This is a genomic window from Pseudoalteromonas espejiana DSM 9414 (assembly GCF_002221525.1).
Lineage (GTDB): Bacteria > Pseudomonadota > Gammaproteobacteria > Enterobacterales > Alteromonadaceae > Pseudoalteromonas > Pseudoalteromonas espejiana.
In genome coordinates this window covers 530,820-556,825 of sequence record NZ_CP011028.1, presented here as the reverse complement: position 1 = coordinate 556,825, position 26,006 = coordinate 530,820, and the positions used below count along the sequence as shown (strand labels likewise).

Here is a 26,006-nt window from a genome sequence, read left to right as displayed (position 1 = left end):
TAAAGCTCAATCAGCACTGAAAACTAAATAACCACGCAATATTTATATGGCTGTAATAATGCGGTAAACTCAGCGTGCTAACTAGAGGAGTACCGCTTGAACTACCTAACTGCCACCGCAAATAAAAAATACCTAATGTATATTTCGCAAAATTATTCGTACGCTATTTTAAGGCCATTGCAAGCACAAATTTTAGCGCATGGTGGTGAGGTACGTTGGTTTTTAGCCGGTAGTGAAGTTAATCCTGACTTTTTAAATGATGACGAGCAGCAACTTCACTCAATTAAAGACATACATTCATGGAAACCTGATGCGACATTTGCTCCAGCAAACCTAATACCTACATTTATTCCAGGAATTAAAGTAGCCGTATTTCACGGGTTTGACGCTCACAAAAGAGATACAACAGGTGAGAAAGGGCATTTTGCAATTAGAGGATGCTTTGATTTATATTGTACACAGGGCCCAAATACCACAAAAAGATTTGAAGAGTCAGCGCGTAAACATGGTCATTTTAAAGTAGCGCAAACTGGTTGGCCAACGTTAGATCCTCTGTTCTCCGACGCACAGGATAATCCATACGTTAGTGACGATCCTCGAGCTACACTTTTAATTTGTTCAACGTTTTCTCATAGGCTAACTCTCGCACCGCGACTTTATGAACAAATTAAACACTTTAGTGAGCAAGGAAAGTGGCGGATCCTAGTTCAATTTCATCCCAAAATGCCCCACGAGTGGGTCGAAAAATACAAAGCGCTGAGTAATCAAAACTTAACGTTTGTTGAAACAGATAACGTTTTACCTTTATTAAAAGCCGCTGATGTAATGCTTTGTGATACTTCATCGGTTATGCAAATGTTTTTACTTCAAAACAAACCTGTAGTTACGTATAGAACAAGACAGCCATTTCCTCATTTATTAGATGTAACAGAAGCTTCTGAAGTGGAAAAAAATATTGATTTAGCACTTACACGCCCTAAGGAATTAATGACTGCAATTTCACATTATTCTCAAGAGCTTCACCCATATAATGACGGGCAATCGAGTATGCGAGTGCTAAACGCAACCAATGAATTTTTACTTAGCGAAAACAGCTTAAAATCAAAACCCCTGAATATTATAAGGCAGTTTAAAATGAGAAAAATGCTAAATTACTGGGGTTGGTAAAAATGATAAGCCTAAAAAACGTTACTTTTAAATGGCATAAAGATGATGCCAAGCCCACGCTTAATATTCCTCACCTTAGTATTAGTAAAGGTGAGCACGTTTTTTTACACGGCCCTAGTGGCTCAGGCAAATCAACACTGCTTGCACTGTTAGCGGGTATTAACACCCCAACTAGCGGTGAAGTGTATATTTTAAATAACAATTTAAGCCAGCTTAGTAACACCCAAAGAGACATATTTAGAGCTGAAAACATTGGTTATATTTTTCAAAATTTTAATTTATTACCTTACTTAACACCCATAGAAAACGTAACGCTTGGCTGCGACTTTTCAAAAAAGCGTAAACAATTAGCTTCGCAAAGTCACTCTTTAGAAAATGAAGCTGCTCGGCTATTAAGCGCACTGGGGTTACACTCACAAGATCATAATAAAAATGTAGCCACATTAAGCATTGGCCAACAACAGCGTGTTGCCGCAGCACGTGCTTTTATTGGCAGCCCTGAGCTAATTATTGCTGATGAGCCCACCTCTGCGCTTGATACCGCCAACAGAGAGAGCTTCATAACGCTTTTGTTTAACCAAGCAGAGCAAGCCAATAGCACCTTAATATTTGTTAGTCATGATGAAACGTTAAAACCGCTATTTAATCGCACTATTAGCCTAGTTAGCTTACAGGAGCAAATATGATCCTTACTAAGCTTGCATACAAAAGCTTACTTAATCGTCGCGCAAGTGTGCTTCTTACGCTATTTACTATTGCTATAAGCGTTATGCTGTTATTAAGTATTGAGCGCATACGTATTGATGCTAAAAGCAGTTTTAGCAATACAATTTCTGACACTGATTTAATTGTGGGTGCACGTACTGGCGACATACAGCTACTACTTTCATCTGTATTTAGAATCGGCCACGCTAACAATAGTGTAAGTTGGCAAAGTTATGAACATATAACATCCCAACGCGGGATAAAGTGGAGTATTCCCATAAGCCTTGGCGATAGCCACAAAGGCCAAGCGGTTGTAGGCACCACACCGGATTACTTTAAGCACTACCGCTTTGCAAAAAAACAGCCGTTAAGCTTTCAACAAGGCCACGCTTTTAAACAGCTTACGCAAGTGGTATTAGGCAGTGAAGTAGCCAGTAGCTTAGGCTATAAATTGGGTGACCAAATAGTCATTTCCCACGGTATGGGCAATACCAGCTTTCATCACCACAAAGATAACCCATTTAAGGTGGTCGGTATTTTAAATGCCACCGGTACACCAGTAGATAAAACCTTGCATATACCCCTTGCTGCAATTGATTTAATTCATGGTGGGGCGAGTAACGCGCATAGCGATCATAATGAGCACAGTGCTCATGATGCACACGATGCTCACGATGCTCACGATGAACACGATGAACACGATGAACACGATGAACACGATGAACACGATGAACACGATGAACACGACAACTTAATTGGTGAACCAAGTCAAATAACTGCGTTTTTAATGGGTTTCGACTCCCCGTTATATACACTGCAAGTAAGGCGCAACATTAACCAATATAAAAACGAGCCGCTACTTGCGATAATGCCTACAGTTACATTAAAAGAGCTTTGGCAAATGCTCGCCATTGTTGAAAAAGTTTTATTACTGTTTTCAGCCGTTGTAGTACTGGTGAGCCTGCTAGGTATGCTGACTACACTACTTGCTAATTTAAACCAGCGCCGCCGTGAGCTTGCTATTTTACGCTCAGTGGGCGCAAGGCCATGGCAGCTATTTACGTTAATAAGTATGGAATCACTACTAACTACATTTTTAGGGTGCTTAGTTGGGTGTGGCCTTTATTACGGGGTTATGTTCATCAGTAGTGATTATTTACAAAGCCATAGCGGCATAAGCGTAAATATTGCCTTGCTCTCTTACTATGAACTCACTTTAATAGGCGTTATCATGGCCGCCGGTTTTATAATTGGCTTAGTACCTGCCACCCGCGCTTATTTTTATTCGCTCAGCGATGGCATGAGTATAAAAACTTAACATTAGGAATTTCATGACATTTTTAAAATCTGCATTTTATAAAAGCGCACTAATAAGTTGCCTGCTTATTAGTTTTTTTAGCAGTGCTAATCCCCCAAAAGAAATTTTTTGGGAAGATTTAATCCCACAAGGGCACGTGCAAATAGATACTCAAGCGCAGGCTAATCACGAAGGCAGTGAACAAAACTGGGTACAACCAGAATTAGATGCCCCCGTGGTTGAAGCATTAAATGGCCAATCAGTAAGCTTACCTGGGTTTGTGGTTCCGCTTGAAGGTGATAGCGAAGTGATTACTGAGTTTTTACTAGTCCCGTACTTTGGTGCGTGTATTCACGTACCGCCGCCGCCGCCAAATCAAATAGTGCATGTAACAATTAAGGGTGGCGTGCCAATAGAAAGCTTATACGATGCCATTGTAGTGACTGGTATTATGAGTACAGAAACCTGGTCTGGCGAAATAGCACAAGTGGGCTATAAAATGAAAGCCGTAGGCGTAGCCCCTTTCGAGCTGTAAATAAATACTTGCTCTGCTTTTGAGTTAGCAGAGCAACTAAAGCCTATACGTAATATTTATTAATACACATTAGTACAATTACTTTTGGCACTGTTTACAAAAAACAGTACTTCGCTGCCCCAGCCTAATTTCCTCAAGCGGCGTTTTACACGTTACACACTCTTCACCTTTACGGCCATAAACTAAAAGTTGCTGTGCAAAATACCCTGGCTTGCCATCACTTTGTGCAAAATCTTTTAAGGTTGTACCACCTTGTGTAATAGCAGCTGCTAGTGTGTCTTTAATTATTGGAATAAGAGTTTGGTAACGCTTGAGCGATACTTTTCCAGCTTCACGCTTTGGGTGAATCCCCGCTTTAAATAACGACTCGTTGGCGTAAATATTACCAACGCCAACAACCACTGCGTTATCCATAATAAACTGTTTTACCGGTACCTTTTTATTGCGTGACTGCTCGTACACACGTTTTGCAAAAAAATCGTCGGTTAGCGGCTCAGGACCCAGCTTTGAAAGTAACTTGTGCACTTCACCAGGTGCTTGCCATAAACAGCACCCAAAGCGTCGAGGGTCGTTTAAACGCAGCGCCTTATTATTACCAAATACAAATTCTACATGGTCATGCTTTTTTAAAGGCTCGCTTTTATCAACAACCCGCAAATTACCCGACATACCTAAATGCAATAGTGTACTGCCTAACTCACAATGTAAAAGAAGGTACTTGGCACGGCGTTCAATACTAGTAACGGTTAAGCCTTCAAGTTGGTATACATCATCAGGAACTGGCCAGCGCATACTGGCATTATAAATATTAACTTTGCTTACGACTTGGTTTTCAATATGAGGCGTGATCCCCATACGGCTTACTTCTACCTCTGGTAATTCAGGCATTAATGCAACTCACTTTTTGTAAAATCAATACTTGGAAATAACTGCTCTGCAGTTTTTAAATCGAGCCCCATTACTCGCTGGCTATTTTTTTCGAGCAAATAATATTGGCCATTCCCCTTGTAGAGTAAATATACCCAGGGTAGGTTTTCACCTGCCAGCTCAAAGGTTGCTACGTATAATGGCGAATTAGGGTTAAATACCACCGATTCATTCACCTGCATTAATGCAATTGTTTGCCAGGTATTAATCAGCTCAGCTAATTGCTGCTCTGTGGCATCCCACTTAACAGGTGTATTTTCTTGTAGTGCGGTTGTACGCCAACTTGTACCAATACGCTCAATTTTTTGATCAACAAACTTAAGTGTTAATACAAAGCTTTGTAGCGGTAATACAGGTTGTAAACGAGGTTCATCCACACCGCCTAAAAACTGCTTATGCCAGCCATTTAAAAAGAAAATCATAATTAACATTGAGAAAATTATAACGTTATTCCAACCTTTGCGGCCTAGTCGCATGCGGGCACCTTAATTAGCATATACTGAGTGTGAACCTAATAACGTGCAGAGTCGTTAATAAATTCAAGATTTTAAAGTGTAACTAAAACTTAATTGCACTGTCTATATGTTAAAGGCTGCAGACTTTGTTAGAATATCGGCAAATTTAAAGGAGTTCCGTCAATGTCTATGTATGTAGTGGGCCATAAAATCCCAGATTCAGATTCAATTTGTGGTGCAATTGCACTGGCTTATTTAAAAAACCAAATCGATGAGCCAGCAATTCCAACACGCCTAGGTGAAGTGTCACCAGAAACGCAATTTATCTTAGATAAATTTGGCTTCGAAGTACCAGAGCTTAAACTAAGCTATGCGGGCGAAGATGTGTACATCGTTGATCACACAGAAAAAACACAAGCGCCTGATGATATCGACCAAGCCCGTGTTGTAGGTGTAGTAGATCACCATAAACTAGGTGACTTAACATCATCTACACCGCTTGAGTGTTGGATCCGCCCTGTTGGTTGTTCAAACACCATTATTAAAATGATGTACGATTTTTACAGTGTAGAAATCCCTAAAGACATCGCTGGCATTATGCTTTGCGCAATTTTAAGCGACACCGTTATTTTTAAATCGCCGACTTGTACAACAGCCGATATTAAATGTGTTGAAGCACTAGCAGAAATTGCTGGTATTGAAGACTTTAAAGAACTTGGCATGGACATGTTCCGTGTTAAATCTGCAGTAGAAGACACGCCAGTACGTGATTTAGTAATGCGTGACTTTAAAGACTTCAACATGAACGGTAACCTAGTCGGCATAGGCCAACTAGAAGTAATCGACCTGGCAGTGTTTGACGAAATTAAAGCCGACCTTGAAGCAGACATCGCAAAGCTAAAAGCTGAAGGCAACCGCCACTCGGTATTTTTACTACTTACCGATATTATGAAAGAAGGTTCGCAAATGTTAATCGCATCAGATGATGCAACACTTGTAGAGCAAGCTTATGGTGAAAAACCAAGCGAAGGTAAAGTATGGCTAGACGGTGTATTAAGCCGTAAAAAGCAAGTAGTGCCACCACTACAAGATGCGTTTGCCAAGCTTTAATCAACCATAAATTATTAAGCACCGCGTTTATGTAAAATACGGTGCTTTTTATTTCAAGTCAAAAGTTTACTTAACCCACTATCACGCCCTATCGACCTCAAAGGCAATTACGTCTTTAATTTTATCTTTATCAGTTGCAAGCATTACTAGCCTATCTATTCCCATTGCAACACCTGCACACTGTGGCAGCCCGTGCTCAAGTGCGGCTATTAATCGGGTATCCATAGGCACGTGGTTTAAGCCATTAGCAGCGCGATAAGCGTTATCTTCATCAAAGCGTTTTGCTTGCTCTTTAGCATTAGTTAACTCATTAAAGCCGTTCGCTAATTCCATATTTTTATAATAAAGCTCAAAGCGCCCTGCTACTCGGTTATCGTGCTCACAAATTTGCGCCAAGGCCGCTTGCGATGCAGGAAAGTGATATACAAAACACGGTTTAGTTTGCCCAATGGTTGGCTCTACTTTTATACAAAATAACAACTGCAATAAGGTGTCTTTATTTGTTTCGTTATTGGCTATATCAGCAAAGCCGTGTTCGCTGGCAAGTGCTTGTAATTGCGTGAGCGTAGCAGTTAATGGGTCAAGCGATAACACCTGCTCAAACGCTTGTTGGTAAGTCAGTCGCTCAGCAGGCTCTACATTTAAAATAAGCTGCATTAGCTCATCCATTTCATCCATAAGTGCAAACTCATCAAACCCAGGGCGGTACCATTCAAGCATAGTAAACTCAGGATTATGATGGCGTCCCGCTTCCTCGTTTCTAAAGGCCTTACAGAGCTGAAATATTGGCCCTGAGCCTGCTGCTAGTAAACGTTTCATTGCAAATTCGGGCGATGTTTGCAAATAAAGCGGCAAGCCACCAGCGTGGCCAGGGCCTACAAAAGTAGTATTAAAACTCGCTAAATGCACATCGGTTACGCTTGCACCGCTTAAGCTAGGTGTTTCTACTTCCATTACATTACGCGTATAAAAAAACTCACGAATAGTATGTAATATTGCCGCGCGCTGTTTAAGTGTTTCTATGCTTGCGCTCGGGGCCCAAAGTGTTGCTGACATATTTTCTCCAAAAAAAATCCCAGCTTAAGCTGGGATTTTATAAACAATGTTAAAGCTTACTTAACACGGCCTACGTATTCACCGCTACGAGTGTCTACTTTAATTACTTCGCCAATTTGTACGAATAATGGAACACGTACTACTGCACCCGTTGTAAGCGTTGCAGGTTTACCACCTGTGCCCGCTGTATCACCTTTAAGACCTGGATCAGTTTCAGTGATCTCAAGCTCAACAAAGTTAGGTGGAGTAACCGCAATTGGGCTGCCGTTCCATAATGTAATTGTACATACATCGTTTTCAACTAACCATTTAACTGCATCGCCTAGTGCTTTTTCGTCAGCAGCAATTTGCTCAAATGTTTCGTTGTTCATGAAATGCCAAAATTCACCGTCTGTGTATAGGTACGCTAAGTCGGTATCCATTACATCGGCGCCTTCAACTGATTCACCCGATTTAAAGGTTTTTTCAAGCACCTTACCAGAGATAAGTTTACGGATACGAACACGGTTAAACGCTTGGCCTTTACCTGGTTTTACCATTTCATTTTCTAAGATACTGCAAGGTTCGCCGTCCATCATAATTTTTAGGCCGCCCTTGAACTCGTTGGTGCTATAATTCGCCATCGTTTCCTCTATTTATATTTTTTCGAGTAATCTACGTGCCAATGATACAAAGAAATGAAGCAAATTTGCATAAAAACTGGCAAAAAGAATTAGCAAATGTAGTTACCTGCCCAAAAACCTTGCTTGAAATGGTCGGTTTATCGAGCCAAGCCCATGAAAACGACCTAAAAGCTCGCAGTTTATTTGCGGTGCGCGTGCCAGTCCCTTTTATAAAAAAAATGCGCAAAGGTGATGCAAACGATCCCTTATTACTACAAGTTATGCCGCGCCACCAAGAATTTTTGACCAAATCCGGTTTTAATAAAGACCCTCTGCTTGAGCAAGACAACGAACAACCTGGGCTTTTACATAAGTATAAATCGCGAGTTTTAATTATGTTTAAAACTGGCTGTGCGGTAAATTGCCGCTACTGCTTTAGGCGCCACTTTCCGTATCAAGAAAACCAACTCAATAAAAAAAGCCTGCTTGATGCACTGAGTTATATAAAATCAGATGCCAACATAAACGAAGTGATTTTAAGTGGTGGCGACCCACTCATGGCCAAAGACGATGCCATAAGCTGGTTTTTAGATGAGCTTGAAAAATTACCCCAAATTAAACGCATGCGAATACATAGCCGCTTACCTGTTGTTATACCTGCGCGTATTACCGATGAGCTATGCGCGAGGCTAAAGCAATCACCGCTAAAAATTGTATTTATTAACCATATAAATCATGCCAACGAAATAGACGACGAGTTTAAAGCCGCCATGCAAAAACTTAAGCAAGCAGGTGTTATGTTATTAAACCAAGCGGTTATTTTAAAAGATGTGAACGATACCGTTGATGCGCAGATAAATTTAAGCGAGGCGTTATTTGATGCCGACGTACTACCCTATTATTTGTATTTGCTAGATAAGGTTGAAGGCGCAAGCCACTTTGATATTAACGAAGAGCAAGCAATAAAAATAATGGCAGAGCTATTAAAAGCCCTGCCCGGATTTTTAGTGCCTAAATTAGTAAGAGAAATAGGCGGTCAAAAAAGTAAAACCCCTATCGACCTCAAACTAGTTTAGAGCAACATTTAAACGTATACGTTTATGTTATTACCAAGTGTGGCAGTCACCGATTTAGTCGGTGTTTGCGCACTTGACGATTGCGCAGCACCTTCAATTAGTGCAAGTGCCGCTGCACCGTCTGCCTGTTGCTGTTTTTTAGCTAAAGAAGCGCTGTAAACTTCACCACTTTCGCTAGCCCCTGACATAACGGGTAAACTTGAACCTGATATATTCATATTACTAACCTGACTTTTAAATGTAATCCACGTATTATATCGGCCATGCAGTACAAAGCTTTAGGAAATCCATGGATTCTATAATTGAACAACTCAACGCTAACTTAAAAATTGTTTATCGCCAAGCACTTGATGCCGACAAAAAACTAGATGAGCTACAGCAACAAGGTCACGGCAAATTTAAAGCCTTGTTCCCTGCTGATGCCGGATTTAGTTTTGAAGCTAAACGCTTTAAGCCATACGTACTTGATGTAGCAGCCGATGTAGAAAGCTTAAGCACTGATGGTTTTGATGAAGAAAAGCTTAAAACAACAGTACTTAAGTTACAGCAGTTACTAACGCTGTTAGCAACATTTAAGTAAAGCGCAAAAAATGCCGCAATTTAGCGGCATTTAAATTAATCTAAATTAGCTAAAATTTGCTCACCAAACCACTCGGTAATTAAGCGTTTTTCATAATAAAATGGCTCGTCGCGGCCCATTTTAATTTTATCCATAAAACCCATATCTTTAAGCTCTACGTCGTTTGACTCACTCACTACGCTACCATCGTTATCAACAAGCGAGTAATTAAGCTTAATTCTCGGAAAATAAATAGGTTTTACCACACGTATTTCATCCATACCACCGTAGCGTACATCGCCAGCTAGGTCGATATCGGTTATTTCTACGCTTAGCTTATATTCTTTAGGGAGTTGCTCGGCCAATTTAGAAAAATGCTTTTCAAACTGTGTAGCAATTTGTTTATGGTACGACGTTTTACCTTGGCTTGAGGCACGCACATCGCGGTAGTCTTTAAAGTCTTGCCATTTAACTACAGATTCTCCAGCCTGTGCAAATGCAGGTAATGCGATACACATTGCCATAGCGATTGTTTTAACTGAATTCATAACATTCTCCAAATGGGGCAGTACTAATAATTTAGACAAAGCCCAGTAACGTAACTAATAATTTTAGCAGTGATTGATTAACTATAACTTAATGCGATATTTAACATGTTACTAAAGCTACTTTATTTGTAATTAAAGTAATTCACTCTAACTATATGACCCCTCTGAATAATAAAAGTTACAGATAAAGCATGTAAATCATCATAATTTATGGTGAAATTAACTTAATTGATAAAGGTATCCATGGAGCATTCATGACAATTTTAGTAACAGGCGGCGCAGGCTACATTGGCTCTCACACCGTTTTAGAACTTTTAGAGCAAGGCAGCGACGTAATTGTTGTTGATAATTTAAGTAACTCATCAAAAGAGTCACTACAGCGCGTTAAAACAATTACAGGTAAAGAGGCAACCTTTTATCAAGGTGATATTCTTGATAAAGCGTTTTTAGACTCAATATTTGCCAAGCACACCATAGATAGCGTTATTCACTTTGCCGGTTTAAAGTCGGTTGGTGAGTCGGTAGCTAAACCTGTTGAATACTACCAAAACAACGTGCAAGGTACGCTAACGCTTGTAGATGCAATGCGTGATGCTGGCGTGTTTAAACTAGTATTTAGCTCATCAGCAACCGTTTACGGCGACCCTGCAAGCTTACCGATTAAAGAAGACTTCCCTGTGGGTGGCACAACAAATCCATACGGTACGTCAAAGCTAATGGTTGAAATGATGCTACAAGATATCGCTAAATCAGATGAGCGCTTTGCGTTTGCTATTTTGCGTTACTTTAATCCTGTTGGTGCACATGAATCTGGCTTAATTGGCGAAGATCCTAACGGAATTCCAAATAACCTTTTACCATTTATTGCCCAAGTAGCGGTAGGTAAATTAAAGCAACTCGCTGTATTTGGTGATGACTACGACACAGTTGATGGCACAGGCGTGCGCGACTATATTCACGTGGTAGATTTAGCTATTGGCCATTTAAAAGCCCTTGATAAAATTGCTAGTAATACAGGTGCACTGGTATATAACCTTGGCACAGGAAATGGCTACTCTGTACTGCAAATGGTTAATGCATTTATTAAAGCAAGCAGCCAAGAGGTACCTTATCAAGTATCACCTCGCCGCCCTGGCGATATTGCCGCATGTTACGCCGCACCTGAAAAAGCCCTCAATGAGCTTGGTTGGGAAGCAGTACGCGGAATTGATGCCATGATGGAAGATACATGGCGCTGGCAATCAAATAACCCAAATGGTTATAAAGGCTAGTAACCTTCACGCCTACAGTACTTTTTGAATGTATTGTAGGCGCCAGGCTTTTCCATGCAAAAAGCAAAACTCTAATCTTTAATGCATTACGCGCCTTGCGCGTCGCGCCAACAAGTTGTGCGCCTACGGGTTAATCAAACCACAATGTTAAACTTTGCCAGTAGGCGTAGAGCTTGCTCACGCGAAAAGCGTAGCTTTAAATTACCAACATCTACTATCTAACATCTACCAATAAATATTTTTGCTATGTCTGCGCCCATTGCCTTAACAGGTTATGGTACACACCTGTTAATTGAATAATTTCTGGGCTGTCTTCTACTTTACTGCGCAAACTTTGAATCGACATATCTAAATCAAACAATAATCCGCGTTTTTCATCGCTGTTTACCATGCTTTGCAGCCAAAAGAACGAGGCTAACCTGCGCCCGCGAGTTACAGGCATAACGCGGTGCAAACTCGTCGATGGATAAAGTACCATGCTACCTGCGGGTAGTTTTACACTGTGAGAGCCGTAGGTATCTTCAACAACGAGTTCACCGCCATCGTAATCTTCGGGTTCATTAAAAAACAGAGTCATAGATACATCAGTACGAATTTTTACAGGCGTGCCAGGTACTTGTCTAATTGCATTATCTACATGCACACCAAACGATTGCCCACCTTGATAACAGTTAAATAGTGGCGGAAAAATTTTTGCTGGCAGCGCTGCCGACATAAATAAATTGCTGCGCGCTAATGCCCCCATAATAATTTCACCCAGCTCTTGTGCTTCTGGGCTATTTTCAGGAAGTTGTAAGTTATTTTTTGCTTTGGTTGACTGATGCCCCGCAGTAATACTGCCATCGGCCCACTGCGCCGCTAATAATTTATCGCGGCAATAAGCCACTTCTTCTTTAGTTAGTAGCTCTGGAATTTTAACTAGCATGTGCGCCCTCTCACATTTTCATCAAATAATTAAGGGCAGGTAATAGGCCTGCCCTTATATTTACTTATACTTTTTAATTTATTTTAAAATTAAAAAGAGTAGCTAGCTGTTAGGCTAAACTTACGACCGTTACCTGGTACGTAGTGTCCGCCACCTAGCTGATCAACATAGTCTTTGTCGCCAAGGTTTTCACCATTTAGTTGCAAACTAAGATCTTTAGATACGTCGTACGCAACCATTAAATCAAAAATAGTGTAACCCGGTGCGCGTGAACGCGTTGCAGTTGTGCCATTGTAACGCTCACCTACATATTGCGCGCCTAAACCAAACGATAATTTATCCGACATATCGTAAGTAGTCCAAACACTTGCGCTGTTTTCTGGTGTACGTGCAAGCTCGTTACCAATTTGTGATGCGTCGGCGCCTAGTGCTTTAGTTACTTCACTGTCTTGGTAAGTGTATGAAGCAATTACAGTCCACTCTTTAGTAATTAAGCCTGTTGCTGAAAGCTCTAAACCTTGTACGCGTTGCTCACCGCCAAGTAGCTCATCTGACGTGCTATCTGCAAATGGGTCATCAGTACGTGCATTGGTTTTTTCAGTGCGGAAAAGCGCTGCATTAGTTTGCAAACGGCCATCCATTAGGCTCCATTTTGTACCTAACTCGTAGCTACGGCTTTCTTCAGCGTCTAAATCTGCTGCATTTGAGCGTGTAGATACAGTAAGCCCTTCAGCTGATGGGTTAAATGAGTTACCAGCACCTACGTAAATGCTACCGTTATCAGCTGGTTTGTACACTACCGCTGCGTTCCAGCTAAATAAATCATCACTTGTAGAAATTAGTGCACTTGGGTCATCGTAATCATTGTGGTAATCGGTTGTGAAGCTATCAAAGCGAATCCCACCTGTTACTTCCCACTGCTTGTTAAGTGTTACTGTATCAAATGCGTAAATTGCTTGGTTTTTAGCTTTTGCTTCAATGCTCCTGCCATCGCGGCCATATACACCTGTAAATTCAATTGTTGCATCAGGGTTGTATAAGTCGTTACGAATTTCGTCTTCTATTAGGTTATCTGGCGTAGTTGCTACAAGTGCATGGCGAGTAAATGTTTCGTTAACAAGTTCAACACCTACTACTACATCGTGAGTAAAGCCTGCAAACTCGTAATTACCAATTAAATCAACCTGTATTGCTGCCAGTGAGTTTTGTGTATCACGTGTTTTTTCATCAGCAAAAGTGATGTCTGTATCGGTCGTAATTGAGAAATAACGCGGTGCCGTGGTTACTGACTCACGCTTAACTTCACCTAAACGGCCTTGCACACGTAGCATCGTGTTTTGAGAAAAATCATACTCGTAACGAGCAGTTGTTGAGTAGGCTTCAATGTCTTCGTAATCACGGTAAATGTTACCGTAAAAGTTATCGTAATCTACCGGAGAAGGACCACGCGCGCTATCTGCAAGCTCAGCCACTGGCGCGTCGTTGTATACCCATGCAATACCGTAATCTGGTAAGTTATCTTGGCGTTGGTATTCTAAATTTAAATCAAAACGGCTATTAGTACCTAAGCCTGTTGCAAAGGCTACAGCAACTGCATTTGTTTCGTTTTCAACGTAGTCACGCCCTGCAACATCACCTTTATCTGTTAGTAAGTTAATGCGCAAAGCGTTGGTTTCGTTTACTTGAATGTTAGTGTCAAAGCGACCACGGTAATCGTTTTCTGTACCTAAACGAAGTGATACGTCGTTAAAGCTATCAAGCTTTGCTTTTTTGCTTTCTAGGTTAACACTACCACCGGTTGCACCACGGCCAGAAACCGCAGAGCCAGGGCCTTTTGCCACTTCTACCGCTTCAATGTTGTAAATGTCGCGCGTGTAGCCTGCCACATCACGAATACCATCTACAAAAATGTCGTTAGTTGCGCTAAAGCCACGAATAGACATGCTATCGCCAGTCGGTGCGCCGCCTTCACCAGCAGCTAAAGAAATACCCGATACGTTACGTAAAGCATCACGTAGGCTGTCTACGTTTCTGTCTTTCATTACTGCTTGGTTAATTACCGTTACAGTTTTTGCAGTATCTAAAAGTGGCTGAGTGTATTTGTGCGATGTTGATTTTTCTACAACATAGCTAGACTCAGTTTTAGTCTCTGCTTTAGTTACCGACAGCTCTTGTACGTCTTGTGCACTTGCCCAAGTTGAAAGAGTGGCAGTGACTACCGCTGCAATTGGCTTTACGTAGGCATTTCCTTTATTCGATGGCTTACTCATGTTTACTCCGTGGTTGTTTTTTTGCTTTTAAGTAAACATAAAATTGCTTACTTAAAAGGGGCTCTATGTGATTTCGGGCAAAATCCTACCACTACGACAAAATAATGTAAACGATAATTGTTATCAGTTGTGTTGTTATGTGAATTCCTATATTGTATACGCACTCAAAATTTAACAAGTAATGCCAATACATTTAATTAAATAAGCTATTTTGAGACTGAAAAACCATTTAGCTAAGGCTAGCTGCGCTAGGTACTCCTCTTAAAGTGATTTAATTTAGTGTTAATGGGTATATTTGCTTGTTGTCGTAACTTTCAGGATTGTTGTTAAGTAATGCGAAGCTTAATTAAACCAATATGTGCGGTAGTTGTACTGTGTGGCACCATGGCTGTAAAAGCCGATACCGTTAGCGAATTAGAACAACTCGTTGATAAATGGCTAAAAATAGAAAGCCAAACTAGTGAATTAAATACACATTGGCTTGAACAAAAAAGCAGTATGGAGCAAACCCTAACGCTTTTAAATGCTGAGCAAGAGCAACTTAGTACTCTTAATAAAAACCGCGAAAAAAACTCAAGCGATCTTAGCAAAAAGCGTGAACAGCTAGTTACTCAGCAAGGCGAGCTTGAAAAAGATCAACAAAACTTAAACAGCCAGTTAAAACAAATCAGCCAGCAATTACTTTCTTTGCAAGTACAGTTGCCGCCTCCGCTGCTAAACAGCTGGAAAAATGCAGGCGATTTAGCCGACCCACAACTAAGCACCACTGATAAATTACAAACCGCGCTAAAAATGCTGACCTTACTCAATGAATTTCAGCAACGTATTTCAATTCACGAAATGGCAATTAAACACCCCGACGGCCAAGAAGTATGGGTTAAACAGCTATATTTAGGCGCCGCACAAGCATGGTTTGTTAGTGAAGATTTAAGTTATGCAGGTATTGGTTTTCCTAGCGACTTAGGTTGGCAGTGGGAGTTTGATAACAGTATTAACGCAGAACAAGTAGCGCTAGGTATTGCAGTACAACAAAAAAAGCGCGCTGCTGATTGGGTAACGCTTCCGATGCTAAGTTATAAAAATAACGCACAGCAAGGAGCTAAGTAATGACTTTCTCTCAAAAAATTAAAGCAGTTAGCGCCATTATTTTACTTACTAGCTGCAATTTAGCGTTAGCAGCAACGAGTGAGCAAGCCAAACAAAGCGTGCTAAACGATATAAAAACTGCACAACGCAGCTTAAGCAGTACGCAAAAAAGTATTGCCAAAGAGCAAGCAAGCCTAGCAAAGCAAATATTTACCAAGCAGCAGTCGCTAAGTAAATTACGCGAACAAGCCGCTGTTAACCGCCGTTTAGCTGACGAAAATACCTTAAGCCTTAACCAGTTACAAACACGGTTAGACACCTGGCAGCAACAACAGCAATACCAATTAAACTTACTTAGCCGATTTGTTCGCCAAAATAGCAATAAAACTTTGAATAACGAGCAAACAAGTAATAATCAAAACGAATTATTAAGCCAAGTCGTCTCTTTTATTAATAACCAAGAGCAAGCGCTTTACCCTCGCTTTAAAAAACAAGCGGTGGTACTTGGCAATGGCGAGCTTACCCAAGCTAATACACTGCAAGTAGGGCCTGTTGCCTGGTTTAGTACGCAAACACCTAAGCTAATGGGTTTATTAAATTTAGACGATGAATCAAACGCATTAAAAGTGGCATTGGTGCAATCAAGCAGTGACAATAACCCGCTTGATGACACCCTAAAGCAAAACGGTGTAGGCGAAACGTTACTTAGCTTTGATCCGAGTTTAACGCATTTAGTAACCAGCCAAGCTCAGCAAGAAAGCCCCTTAGAGCACCTAGAAAAAGGCGGTTTATGGGCTATCCCTATTATTTTATTTGCCTGTTTTGCACTAACCATTGCACTAATAAAAGCGGCTCAACTATTGCGTTTAAGCAAAATTAAAATGCACTCGCAAATGCAGTTACAAACGCTCTTTAACAATAAAAATAGCAGCGAGTTTGCAGGCATGCAGCAGCAATTGTTTAACCTCACGCTGCAAAGCGAAAAAGGCCAAGTACGAGACGAACAATTGTTTAACCAGCTAATATACGATAAACACAAACTTGATAACTTTATAGGCGCTATAGCTGTAACAGCAGCCGTAGCTCCTTTATTAGGTTTATTAGGTACTGTAAGCGGCATGATCGAAACCTTTAAAATGATGACCCTATTTGGATCGGGCGATCCGGAGGTTGTATCGGGCGGTATTGCACAAGCACTTATTACTACCGAGTTAGGTTTAGTTGTTGCTATACCAGCACTGGTTTTAAATGCACTGCTATCGCGCAAAGCAAAAGCGTATTACAGCCAGCTCGAAGGTTTTGCATTACAACTAAGCCAGCTAGAACAAGGAGAAAACCATGTTTGAGCAAATCGTTAGCAACCCTATTTGTTGGTGTATTTTGTTATTAGCTTTAGTTGTGTACCAACTGACTTTTCATGATTTATTGCACCTTAAGCAGTATCAGGCAAACCGAAACGGCTACTGGCAAGAAGTTAGCTCTATATTAACCGCAGCGCTTCCTTTATTGGGCTTGCTGGGCACCATTGTTGGTTTACTTGATACCTTTAAAGTCATGGCGCTTGGCCATAACGAACTAATGAGCGATGCCATAGGCGATGCACTATTAACCACTCAGCTTGGCCTTGTGTGCGCCATACCTGCGTGGTTAATGCAGGCTTATTTAGCCTACTCGCAACGTAATCCTAAATTACATACATTAGTAAACAATTAGGGTAAAGCCATGCAGTCACGTTTAAAGCACAAGCTAGAACAAGAAGCTGGGCAGCATATTGATATGTCGCCACTGCTTGATGTTGTATTTATATTGCTTATATTTTTTATAGTAACCACTGTATTTGTTCGTGAAAGCGGCGTTGAGGTAGATAAACCTCAAGCTGTATCAGCCAGTCGGCTTGAGCAACAAGTTATATTTTTAGCAATAACCGACACTCAACAAGTATTTTTTGATGGCAGCCAAATTGGTGTAGCAGGTGTACGCACAAGTGTAGAGCAAATGCTAAAACAGCAGCAACGCCCTGTGGTTATTCAAGCAGATAAAACAGTACCTACCGAGCTATTAGTGCAAGTAATTGACGAAGCAAAACTTGCCGGTGCCTCGCAAGTTAATTTAGCGACCAAGCAATAATATGCACACCTTTAGCTCAACTAATAAAACAAAAAATAATCGCCATCCGCTTTTTGCGTTTGGCCTTAGTTTAATAGTGCTTAGCGCAGCATTGTTATTACTGTGGTTAGGGCAAATGGCTGAGCACCATATACAAGACAAAGTAGTTGTGCGCGAAATAGCGATGGTTGCCCTACCTCCTCCACCACCGCCTTCGGTATCGCAACAACAAAGTAGCGAGCCAATGCAAAGCTTAAAAGTGCAAGGGGCAGGCGCGTCAATTCAAGCAGTAGACGTTAAAATTAAAAGCAATTTAAGCATTGTAAAACCCGATACGCCAAGCGTAAAAGTTAACGCGCCACAATGGCAATCAATGAGTGTAAATTGGGATGCCTTTAGCTTAAACCAGCTCGATGGACTACCAACGCTACTTACCCCTGTTAAGGCCGTTTTACCAAAAAGTTTAACTCGCCAAGGTGTGGATGTATTTACGGTAAAGCTTGATGTATTTATAGACGAAAGCGGTAGAGTAAGCTTAATAGAGGTTGTACAAAACCCTTACCCTGAGCTTAAACCCGCCATTGATAAAATTATAAAGCAAAGCCGTTTTAGCGCACCAAAAAAAGAAGGCGAAACAGTACGTGCTCGCTTTATTTGGCCAATAGAATTTAAACCTTAAGCACCAACAAAATGAAAAATATGAACGCAATTAAACTGCCTAAATTACTTACTCGCACCCTTTATACTACGCTTATGTGCTCTTTGCCTTTATTAGGTATTACTAAGGCATATGCAAGCCAAGTAAGTGCACCGCTTAAAGTCACGCTATCGCCAAGCGATCCTACTTGGCAGTTAGCTATAAATAATAAACTGTTAGGCCCAACCGAGGTGCTAATTGAGCCTACAGAACGTGGCTTTGCTCGCCAAGTACAGCCATTACTACAAGAAGGTAAATACCAAGAGGTTGCAGCCCTTTTTAAAAGCCGTGATATAAACAACGACAGCACTGCACTTAACTTATTACGCGCGCAGGTTTTACTCACTTTAAAAGAGTTTAATAGCGCAGAAACGGCTTACTTAGCGTGCTTAAAAAGCGCTCCCGATTTAGTAAAGGCTCACCAAGGTTTAAGCCTTTTATACATGCAACAGGCAAATTACACTAAAGCGCAAACCCACCTAGTGCATAGTATTGAACTTGGCCAAGCTGACGCACAAAGCTATGCGCAACTTGCTTATATTCATGTGCAACATAGTCAACCTTGGAGTGCGGTGGCCGCATACCGCCAAGCACTTATGCTTGAACCCGAAACAGCGCAGTATCAACAAGGGTTATTGTTTGCCTTAATTGAGTCGGGCGATTTAAGCCAAGCAAATGCATTATTAAAAGAGTTATTAAATAAAACGCCTGATAACGCAGAGCTTTGGTTACAGCGTGCGCAAATTGCCCTGCAACTTGAGCAAAATAAACAGGCGCTTTCGGCCATTGAGGTCGCTTTAAAACTTAACCCAAAAGATACCAGTAACCAATTACTCGCAGCACAATTACATTTAAGTGAAGGCAGCAGTAAGCGCGCTGTTTCGCTTTTAAAACAAGGTTTAAAGCATGCCACTAAAGCGCAGCAAGCCGACGTAATTAATACCACAATGCAAACACTTGGCTGGCTTGTATCGCAGCAACAGTGGGATTTAGCAAAAGAGCTAATACGCAGCGCAAAAAGGTTAACAAAGCGCCTACCAAGTGAAGAACAAGCACAGTTTTCGGTATACAGTGCCCAGCTAGCTATGCAGCAAGGTAATAGCAAACGTGCGGTTAAAAGTTTAAATAATGCACTTAAAATAAACCCTAACTTGGGTGATGCACTACTAAGCCTTGCCAGTATTTATCGCGATAAAAACCAGCTTACTCAAGCCAAACTAATGTACGTACGCGCACAAGCACTGCCTAAATATCAGCTTTCGGCTTGGCTTGGTTTATCACAAATAGCGATTGATTCAAAAAATTACCCAGAGGCACTTAAGCACCTTAAAAAGGCGTATCAGGCAAACCCACAACGCCAAGATTTAATAACCAATATTCGCGCGCTAGAGAATATAGTTCGCCAAGAAGGGTAAGTTTAAAGCGCAATTTTTAAATCGCTTAGTAATTAGAAGCTGCGCTTCTCGCGTGAGCAAGCTCTACGCCTACCACCAAGGTGTAGCTATGGGTTTAACTTGTAGACGTACAACTTGCTGGCGTATTAAAACGCAGTTTTTAAAATCGCTTAAAATTAGAAGATACACCTCTCACGAGAGTAAGCTCAACGCCTACCACCAAGGTGTAGCTGTAGGTTTAACTTGTAGACGCACAACTTGTTGGCGTATAAAAACGCAGTTTTTAAATCGTTTAATAATTAGAAGCTGCGCTTCTCGCGTGAGCAAGCTCAACGCCTAGATTAAAATATTGAACATGGACCTTACTTAATTTTTGAGCAGCTAAGGCATTTTATAGGTGGTTACAAAAAGCTATTTTTCTTGCATAAAATTGTTTTTTTGTTAACCTACCTGCCTTACTTTTTTGGCTTGTTGGGGTGTTTATGGCGTTGTTATCTCGTTCGATATTGGCGCTGTGTTTAGCACTTTCAAGCTCTGCATTTTCGGCTCAGTCGCAGTGTGACGTTGAGCTTAGCCATGGTTTAATAATTACCGACGACGTAATACGTATTCTTGATAAAGGCCAAACCCGCGTACAAATTAACAATAATAACCAGCTGTTTATACGTGGTTATTGGGTTGATTTAAGTAATGAAGAAAGTAAAGTGCTTGAACAGTTCAGTCATGGTATTCGTCATACCGTACCGGAGTTAGTTAACTTGGCTACAGACGGCGTTAACTTGGGCTTAAGCGCTATTGAGCACGTAGTTGAGGGTATGTCTGATAAAGAGCCTGAAGTACTTAAAACCCAACTGCAATATGTAGAACGCGCACTTATGGATAAGTTTAAGCGTGGTGATGATTTCTTTTTTATAGCCCCGCAATCACTTTCGCAAATAGATGACTTCTTCACTAAAGAAATAAGCCAGCAAATTCACTCTGCCGTACATGGCTCGCTAGGCGCTATTTTAGTATCCCTTGGTGATGCGTTTAAATCGCGTGAAGGCAATATAGAAGATCGTATTAACGATATGGGCCAACGCATGGATATCATTTCAAAAGAGATAGATAAGTCACTGAAAAAAAAGGCTCAGCAACTTGAGCTCAAAGCCTCTGAATATTGTGAATGCCTAAATGCACTAGATGTAACCGAGTCACGTTTGCAAGCTATAGTGCCTGGCATGGCCGATTTTGATTTAGTGCAGATTAAATCTTAAATAGAGACGTTATTAGCTTTACAGTTTAACTTCTTCTGCGGTTAACTGGCGATACTCACCACTGGCTAGGTTTTCATCTAGTTTAATACCGGCAATTTGCTCACGGTGTAGCTCTACCACTTTGTTATCTACAGCGGCTAACATGCGTTTAACTTGGTGGTATTTACCTTCACAAATAGATAAACGTAGCCCAAAGTTAGCCAGTCTCTCTGCTTTTGCTGGGCGTGTTAAATCTTTTTCGTTATGAAGTTGTACGCCTGCTCGTAATTGCTCAAGCGACTCGTCGGTAATGGGTTCTTGGGTTTCTACTAGGTAGGTTTTAAATTTATTATTTTTAGGCGAAGTGATTTTATGAGACCAGTCACCATCGTTAGTAATAATAACTAAACCTGTGGTGTCAATATCAAGTCGGCCTGCCACATGAAAGTCGGCCATATTAGGCTCATCAAGTAAGTCAAAAACTGTTCTGTGTAATTCATCACTATTTGCGCATACGTAACCCACGGGCTTATTTAGCATGTAGTAACGTTTACCTAAAAATACGAGTTGCTCACCTTCAAACATTATTTCGTCTTGTTGCTTTACTTGAAAGTCGAACGCAGTAACTACTTCGCCATTTACAGTTGCAGCCTGGCGCTTAATTGCTGAGCGTGCTTTTGAGCGAGGAAGTTCTGCTAAATGGCTAACAAATTTATCTAAGCGGCAAGGGAATTTCATTTTGGTTCACATTTTTAGTCGGCTACAATGGGCGCGATTATAGCTGATAGTGAAATACCATGACAGTACACAGCCCACAAATATTAAGCCTTTATACAGCAAAGATAGAGGCGGGAGAACTGTGTGTTGACAGTGCCCAGCAAAATGCGGTTAACGCGTTAAATAACTTGGCTACACAGCTGCAAGTTAATACTCCTTGGTGGCAAAAAGCACCTTTAATTAAAGGGGTTTATTTACATGGGCCAGTAGGGCGTGGTAAATCTATGCTAATGGATTTATTTTATAAAAATTTACCAACTACTAAAAAGCAAAGGCTGCATTTTCACCACTTTATGGCGCAAGTACATGGCCAACTTGCCCAGCTACAAGGGCAAAAAAATCCGCTTACACTCATTGCCAAGCAGTGGGCTAAAAATATAAAAGTTCTGTGCTTTGATGAGTTTTTTGTTAGCGACATTGGCGATGCAATGATTATGGCTAGGTTATTTAATGCCTTGTTTGATTATGGTGTAGTGCTGGTGGCAACATCAAATGTAAAACCAGCGCAGCTTTATTATAACGGCTTACAACGCGCACGATTTTTACCTACAATCGATTTAATTAACGACCACTGCCACATAGTGAGTGTGGCCGGGCAGGAAGATCACCGCTTTAGATACGGTAAAAATAACCGCCATTATTTTATTAATTTACCAAACAATGAGTTTAATAAACTGTTTACTAAACAGTACCCTCAAGCGACTAAAAATCAAATCTTACAGGTGCACTCGCGCGCTTTGCCATATTTATTTAAAGCGAATAATGCGCTGATGATTGATTTTATGGCGCTGTGCTCTGGCCCTCGAAGCGCTCACGATTATATGTTTTTAGCCAAACAGTTTGATGTTTTGTATATAGCAAACGTGCCAAAAATGGGTGTAGGGGCTACGGGTAAGGTAATTGTGCACGGGATTGAAGATAGCTACCAACGAGAAAAACAAACGCTTGATGAGCACTATTTAGATGACGAAGCACGGCGTTTCATTGCATTGGTTGATGAGTTTTACGATTGCCATAAGTTGTTAGTAATTAATGCTCAGGCGCAGATAGAAACGCTGTATGAAGGTAAAAAATTAAGTTTTGAATATGCGCGAACACAGTCGCGTATAGTCGAAATGCAGAATTGGTAGCACCTTTTTAATATTACATTGAAGGCGTAGAGCTTGCTCACGCGAGAAGCACAGCTTCTAATAGTTTAATAATGTAATTAATAATCGTAAAAGCTTAGCTTTTAAATGCCAGCAAGCTGCGCGTTTACAAGTAAATCTAACTCCTGCTTTTTATAGCCATCTTCCCTGCACCAAAATTTAATATTGCACTTACCAATAACGACAAGCATTACGAAAAACTAACCTTATAAGCTACTAAATATCTTAGCGGGTTTGAGTGTTTTACTTTCTTACTAAGTTATTTATTGCTAACCTCGCATTAACGTTTTTTACTTAAACAATTTTTTGCTAACGGAATAATTATGCTAAAAAAAATATCGCTACTTTTCGGGATGGCAGTCAGTGCAAATGTAATGGCTAAAGGCGGGGTTTCACCTTATTTACCTTTAAACCAAGTACCCGAGCTTGAGCATCAAGTACAACGCCTCTTAGCCGTAAGTAAAAACACCCATATAATGAGTAAACCCTATAAAGCACACGATATATACAACGTGCTTCAAGCTGTTAGGCACACTTACCCCGAGCTATACCAAACGCTTTCGTACCAACTTAGTCCCTATGTGCAAAGCGATGCAGGCGCTTTTGCAAAAGTAACTATTGCCGCAGGCACTAAAGACAAAACACTGCCAAACCAACGTGGGCAAACCACAAAAACCAACTTAATTGTTGAAGGCGGCGCATATGCCAACTTTGGCCGCCATTTTGGTGTAAGTGTGGCAGGTATAGCCAATGAAGACGAAATACTCCCTACGCAAAGCTTTATATACTTAGGGTATAAATATGCACAATTAGATATTGGTTACCGCGAACACTGGTACTCACCGTTTGAAGACAGCGCCATGCTATTAAGCACACAAGCTAAAACAACACCTTCAATAACACTTAGTAACGTAGATCCAATCACTAGCTTTAACATTCGATACGATATGTTTATTAGCCAAATGACAGAGCAAAGTGGAATATTAAAAGAAGGTAAACAAACTGGCGTAGATAGAGTTTATGAGCCGGGCAAGCCATACTTATTTGGTTTACACACAAGCTTTGCCGCAACCGATAACCTAACTATTGGTTTAAGCCGCTTAATGCAATTTGGTGGCGGCCCACGTAGCGTAACGCTAAAAGACTTTGCTGAAGGTTTTTTTACTCCAGGCAGTAAAGATAATATAACAACTGAAGATGCTAACGAACTGGGAGATGGATACGAGCTAGGCGATCAGCTAGGCTCTATTACCTTTGAATATAATAATAGCCTTTATTCCCTACCATTTGAGCTTTATGGTGAAATTGCCCTAGAAGACACGTTAGGTGGCTCGCGAAATAACGCCTACAGCTTTGGCTTATACTTACCATTTATCGCTAATGATCACAGCCTTCGTTTTGAGCACAGTAACTGGCAGGTAAGCTGGTATGGCAACAGTTTATATCAAGATGGTAATCGTAATTCAGGTAATGTAATAGGTCATTGGGCTGGTGATGAGCACGACTACACCGACTACACGCCAGCAAAATCTATGAGTATCAATTGGCATTGGCAATTAAGCTCTATAGAAACGCTCAATACAGCCATCCGCACGCTGAAAAATAAGCGTGAAGGATACAAAACTAGCTACGAACTGCAAACAGCGTATACGCGTAAATTAAGCAAACCAATAATGGGCGCACAAAGTTGGGGAGCAGAGCTTTATCAGGGCAAAGATGTATACGGGGAAACATTTGCAGGGTTAGCTGTATTTGCAAATTTTTAAAGTTTATTAAAAGCGCACCTCAAAGTTTTGCTTTAAACACTTTAGTAGCAGCGAGTTTACCTCGCGTTTCACCTTAACGCGGCATAAAGCCGCTGTTACAACACGGCCATCTAAAGCGAAGTGCCCTCTTAACCTCTTTGTGAATGAATGCTTTAAATTTTTTGTAGGCATGAAGCTCGGAGATTGCTCACGCAAAGCCTAACAGCCGGCGTCAGCCAAAATACATACCCTCACAAAAAAGCGCGGCATATAGCCGCGCTTACAAACAATAAAAGCTCTACAATATTATAAATTCACAACATTATCCGATTGTGAAGTTGTCTCATCATTAACCAAAGTAGTTAAGTATTGGCCAAAGTCGTCGCCAAGCTTAGTATCGCGCATGCCGTATTCTACAATCGCTTTTAAGTAGCCCAGCTTATCGCCACAATCGTGTGAACGACCACTCATGTGAAACGCTTCGACTGTTTCTTGAGTCATTAACGCATCAATAGAGTCAGTTAGCTGTATTTCGCCACCAGCACCTACTGGTGTTTTAGCAAGTAGCGGCCAAATGTTTTTACTCAATACGTAACGGCCAACCACAGCAAGGTTTGAAGGTGCTGCGTCTGCATCTGGTTTTTCCACCATCGTTTTAATAGCAGCGCTGTTACCTGGTGTTAGTTGTACGCCGTTTATGTCAGCAATACCGTATTTACTTACATCTTCTTGTGCTACTGGCTCAAGCATAATTTGACTGGCTTTAGTCTCGTTAAACCGTTTGATCATAGCAGCTAGGTTTTCAGTTTTTTGATCTGCTGTGTAAGCGTCAAGTACTACATCTGGAAGTAATACAATAAAATCGTCATCGCCAACAATAGGTTTTGCACATAAAATAGCGTGCCCTAAACCTTTAGCTTCACCTTGGCGTACACTCATTACGGTTACATCTGCAGGGCAAATAGAGCGAACTTCTTCAAGTAGTGCACGCTTAACACGTTTTTCAAGCGTAGCTTCAAGCTCGTAGCTGGTATCAAAATGGTTTTCTATAGCGTTTTTAGAGCTATGCGTTACAAGTACAATGTCTTTAACACCTGCAGCTACACACTCACTTACTATGTATTGAATAAGAGGTTTATCTACAATTGGTAGCATTTCCTTAGGAATTGCTTTAGTCATAGGTAGCATACGTGTGCCAAGGCCAGCAACAGGAATAACTGCTTTCATGGGTAGTCCTTTATTTGTAAATTAATTACTTTAAGTTAACAGGTTAAATGTAGATGGGGGCTGAATGGGAAAGTTTTAGCATTTGGAA

The 26,006-nt window shown here is 40.9% G+C and carries 27 protein-coding genes; 17 read left to right on the top strand and 10 right to left on the bottom strand.

Translation table 11 applies throughout. The annotated features are described in order from the left end of the window. Positions 1–96: 96 nt before the first annotated feature. Genes PESP_RS02445 through PESP_RS02430 form a run of 4 tightly spaced genes read left to right on the top strand, consistent with a single transcriptional unit; the run spans position 97 to position 3,704 of the window. A complete protein-coding gene (locus PESP_RS02445; protein WP_174694369.1) occupies positions 97–1,167 on the top strand; it encodes a CDP-glycerol glycerophosphotransferase family protein in 1,071 nt (356 codons plus the stop codon). 2 nt (positions 1,168–1,169) lie between these two features. Further along, the gene (locus PESP_RS02440) at positions 1,170–1,853 is read left to right on the top strand and encodes an ABC transporter ATP-binding protein (RefSeq protein WP_089349081.1); all 684 of its coding nucleotides are present in this window, start codon (positions 1,170–1,172) and stop codon (positions 1,851–1,853) included. After that, entirely contained in the window at positions 1,850–3,190 is a 1,341-nt protein-coding gene (locus tag PESP_RS02435) for an ABC transporter permease (RefSeq protein ID WP_089346616.1), read from the top strand. Before PESP_RS02440 ends, PESP_RS02435 begins: the two co-directional genes overlap by 4 nt. A gap of 13 nt (positions 3,191–3,203) precedes the next feature. Beyond that, the gene (locus PESP_RS02430; protein WP_089346615.1) at positions 3,204–3,704 is read left to right on the top strand and encodes a DUF3299 domain-containing protein; all 501 of its coding nucleotides are present in this window, start codon (positions 3,204–3,206) and stop codon (positions 3,702–3,704) included. A 78-nt stretch (positions 3,705–3,782) separates the two neighbouring features. Here the strand turns inward: PESP_RS02430 and mutM are convergent, their stop codons facing one another. Together mutM and PESP_RS02420 are read right to left on the bottom strand one after the other, a co-directional pair. Further along, complete coding sequence (gene mutM / locus PESP_RS02425; RefSeq protein WP_089346614.1) at positions 3,783–4,592, bottom strand: bifunctional DNA-formamidopyrimidine glycosylase/DNA-(apurinic or apyrimidinic site) lyase; 810 nt, start codon at positions 4,590–4,592, stop codon at positions 3,783–3,785. Then, complete coding sequence (locus PESP_RS02420; RefSeq protein WP_089346613.1) at positions 4,592–5,107, bottom strand: hypothetical protein; 516 nt, start codon at positions 5,105–5,107, stop codon at positions 4,592–4,594. Before PESP_RS02420 ends, mutM begins: the two co-directional genes overlap by 1 nt. 162 nt (positions 5,108–5,269) lie before the next feature. On the opposite strand from PESP_RS02420, the gene PESP_RS02415 reads away from it, so the two are divergent. Further along, the gene (locus tag PESP_RS02415; RefSeq protein ID WP_089346612.1) at positions 5,270–6,196 is read left to right on the top strand and encodes a manganese-dependent inorganic pyrophosphatase; all 927 of its coding nucleotides are present in this window, start codon (positions 5,270–5,272) and stop codon (positions 6,194–6,196) included. Between the two features lie 81 nt (positions 6,197–6,277). Here the strand turns inward: PESP_RS02415 and epmA are convergent, their stop codons facing one another. Both epmA and efp read right to left on the bottom strand, forming a co-directional pair. Further along, positions 6,278–7,252 (bottom strand): elongation factor P--(R)-beta-lysine ligase, encoded by a 975-nt coding sequence (gene epmA, locus PESP_RS02410; RefSeq protein WP_089346611.1) that lies wholly within the window; start codon positions 7,250–7,252, stop codon positions 6,278–6,280. Positions 7,253–7,308: 56 nt separating this feature from the next. Further along, positions 7,309–7,875, bottom strand: coding sequence for an elongation factor P (gene efp, locus PESP_RS02405; RefSeq protein ID WP_058546947.1), 567 nt, complete (start codon positions 7,873–7,875; stop codon positions 7,309–7,311). A gap of 41 nt (positions 7,876–7,916) precedes the next feature. Here efp and epmB point away from each other — a divergent pair, with 41 nt between their 5' ends. After that, on the top strand, positions 7,917–8,930 hold the full coding sequence (epmB, locus tag PESP_RS02400; protein WP_089346610.1) for an EF-P beta-lysylation protein EpmB: 1,014 nt from the start codon (positions 7,917–7,919) through the stop codon (positions 8,928–8,930). Between the two features lie 8 nt (positions 8,931–8,938). Here epmB and PESP_RS02395 read toward each other — a convergent pair whose 3' ends face one another. After that, complete coding sequence (locus PESP_RS02395; RefSeq protein ID WP_058403279.1) at positions 8,939–9,148, bottom strand: hypothetical protein; 210 nt, start codon at positions 9,146–9,148, stop codon at positions 8,939–8,941. A gap of 71 nt (positions 9,149–9,219) precedes the next feature. Here PESP_RS02395 and PESP_RS02390 point away from each other — a divergent pair, with 71 nt between their 5' ends. After that, positions 9,220–9,510 (top strand): prephenate dehydrogenase, encoded by a 291-nt coding sequence (locus PESP_RS02390; protein ID WP_089346609.1) that lies wholly within the window; start codon positions 9,220–9,222, stop codon positions 9,508–9,510. A 35-nt stretch (positions 9,511–9,545) separates the two neighbouring features. On the opposite strand, the gene PESP_RS02385 is transcribed toward PESP_RS02390, so the two are convergent. Continuing rightward, positions 9,546–10,037, bottom strand: coding sequence for a DUF3016 domain-containing protein (locus tag PESP_RS02385; protein WP_089346608.1), 492 nt, complete (start codon positions 10,035–10,037; stop codon positions 9,546–9,548). 254 nt (positions 10,038–10,291) lie between these two features. Here PESP_RS02385 and galE point away from each other — a divergent pair, with 254 nt between their 5' ends. Then, positions 10,292–11,308, top strand: coding sequence for a UDP-glucose 4-epimerase GalE (gene galE, locus PESP_RS02380; protein ID WP_089346607.1), 1,017 nt, complete (start codon positions 10,292–10,294; stop codon positions 11,306–11,308). Between the two features lie 244 nt (positions 11,309–11,552). Here galE and PESP_RS02375 read toward each other — a convergent pair whose 3' ends face one another. Together PESP_RS02375 and PESP_RS02370 are read right to left on the bottom strand one after the other, a co-directional pair. Beyond that, positions 11,553–12,233 (bottom strand): Fe2+-dependent dioxygenase, encoded by a 681-nt coding sequence (locus PESP_RS02375; protein WP_058546942.1) that lies wholly within the window; start codon positions 12,231–12,233, stop codon positions 11,553–11,555. Between the two features lie 89 nt (positions 12,234–12,322). Beyond that, positions 12,323–14,503, bottom strand: a complete 2,181-nt coding sequence (locus PESP_RS02370) for a TonB-dependent receptor (RefSeq protein ID WP_089346606.1) — start codon at positions 14,501–14,503, stop codon at positions 12,323–12,325. Positions 14,504–14,836: 333 nt separating this feature from the next. Between PESP_RS02370 and PESP_RS02365 the strand changes: the two genes are divergently transcribed. The 7 genes from PESP_RS02365 to PESP_RS02330 all read left to right on the top strand — a co-directional run bounded on the left by PESP_RS02365 (position 14,837) and on the right by PESP_RS02330 (position 21,042). After that, the gene (locus PESP_RS02365) at positions 14,837–15,610 is read left to right on the top strand and encodes a DUF3450 family protein (RefSeq protein WP_089346605.1); all 774 of its coding nucleotides are present in this window, start codon (positions 14,837–14,839) and stop codon (positions 15,608–15,610) included. After that, entirely contained in the window at positions 15,610–16,935 is a 1,326-nt protein-coding gene (locus tag PESP_RS02360; RefSeq protein ID WP_089346604.1) for a MotA/TolQ/ExbB proton channel family protein, read from the top strand. Before PESP_RS02365 ends, PESP_RS02360 begins: the two co-directional genes overlap by 1 nt. Continuing rightward, positions 16,928–17,302 carry a MotA/TolQ/ExbB proton channel family protein gene (locus PESP_RS02355; protein ID WP_089346603.1) on the top strand — a complete coding sequence of 125 codons (375 nt, stop codon included), beginning with the start codon at positions 16,928–16,930 and terminating at the stop codon, positions 17,300–17,302. Before PESP_RS02360 ends, PESP_RS02355 begins: the two co-directional genes overlap by 8 nt. Before the next feature lie 9 nt (positions 17,303–17,311). Next, on the top strand, positions 17,312–17,716 hold the full coding sequence (locus PESP_RS02350; RefSeq protein ID WP_089346602.1) for an ExbD/TolR family protein: 405 nt from the start codon (positions 17,312–17,314) through the stop codon (positions 17,714–17,716). A gap of 1 nt (position 17,717) precedes the next feature. Further along, positions 17,718–18,374: an energy transducer TonB gene (locus PESP_RS02345; protein ID WP_089346601.1), complete on the top strand. Its 657-nt coding sequence runs from the start codon at positions 17,718–17,720 to the stop codon at positions 18,372–18,374. Positions 18,375–18,394: 20 nt separating this feature from the next. After that, positions 18,395–19,807, top strand: coding sequence for a tetratricopeptide repeat protein (locus PESP_RS02340; RefSeq protein ID WP_089349080.1), 1,413 nt, complete (start codon positions 18,395–18,397; stop codon positions 19,805–19,807). Positions 19,808–20,268: 461 nt separating this feature from the next. Further along, entirely contained in the window at positions 20,269–21,042 is a 774-nt protein-coding gene (locus PESP_RS02330) for a YggN family protein (protein ID WP_089346599.1), read from the top strand. A gap of 18 nt (positions 21,043–21,060) precedes the next feature. On the opposite strand, the gene rsuA is transcribed toward PESP_RS02330, so the two are convergent. Next, positions 21,061–21,759 (bottom strand): 16S rRNA pseudouridine(516) synthase RsuA, encoded by a 699-nt coding sequence (gene rsuA, locus PESP_RS02325; RefSeq protein WP_089346598.1) that lies wholly within the window; start codon positions 21,757–21,759, stop codon positions 21,061–21,063. A 59-nt stretch (positions 21,760–21,818) separates the two neighbouring features. Between rsuA and zapE the strand changes: the two genes are divergently transcribed. After that, on the top strand, positions 21,819–22,928 hold the full coding sequence (gene zapE / locus PESP_RS02320; protein ID WP_089346597.1) for a cell division protein ZapE: 1,110 nt from the start codon (positions 21,819–21,821) through the stop codon (positions 22,926–22,928). Between the two features lie 341 nt (positions 22,929–23,269). Continuing rightward, positions 23,270–24,712: a capsule assembly Wzi family protein gene (locus tag PESP_RS02315; protein WP_089346596.1), complete on the top strand. Its 1,443-nt coding sequence runs from the start codon at positions 23,270–23,272 to the stop codon at positions 24,710–24,712. Positions 24,713–24,997: 285 nt separating this feature from the next. Here PESP_RS02315 and galU read toward each other — a convergent pair whose 3' ends face one another. Then, positions 24,998–25,918: a UTP--glucose-1-phosphate uridylyltransferase GalU gene (galU, locus tag PESP_RS02310; protein ID WP_089346595.1), complete on the bottom strand. Its 921-nt coding sequence runs from the start codon at positions 25,916–25,918 to the stop codon at positions 24,998–25,000. Between the last annotated feature and the right edge of the window lie 88 nt (positions 25,919–26,006).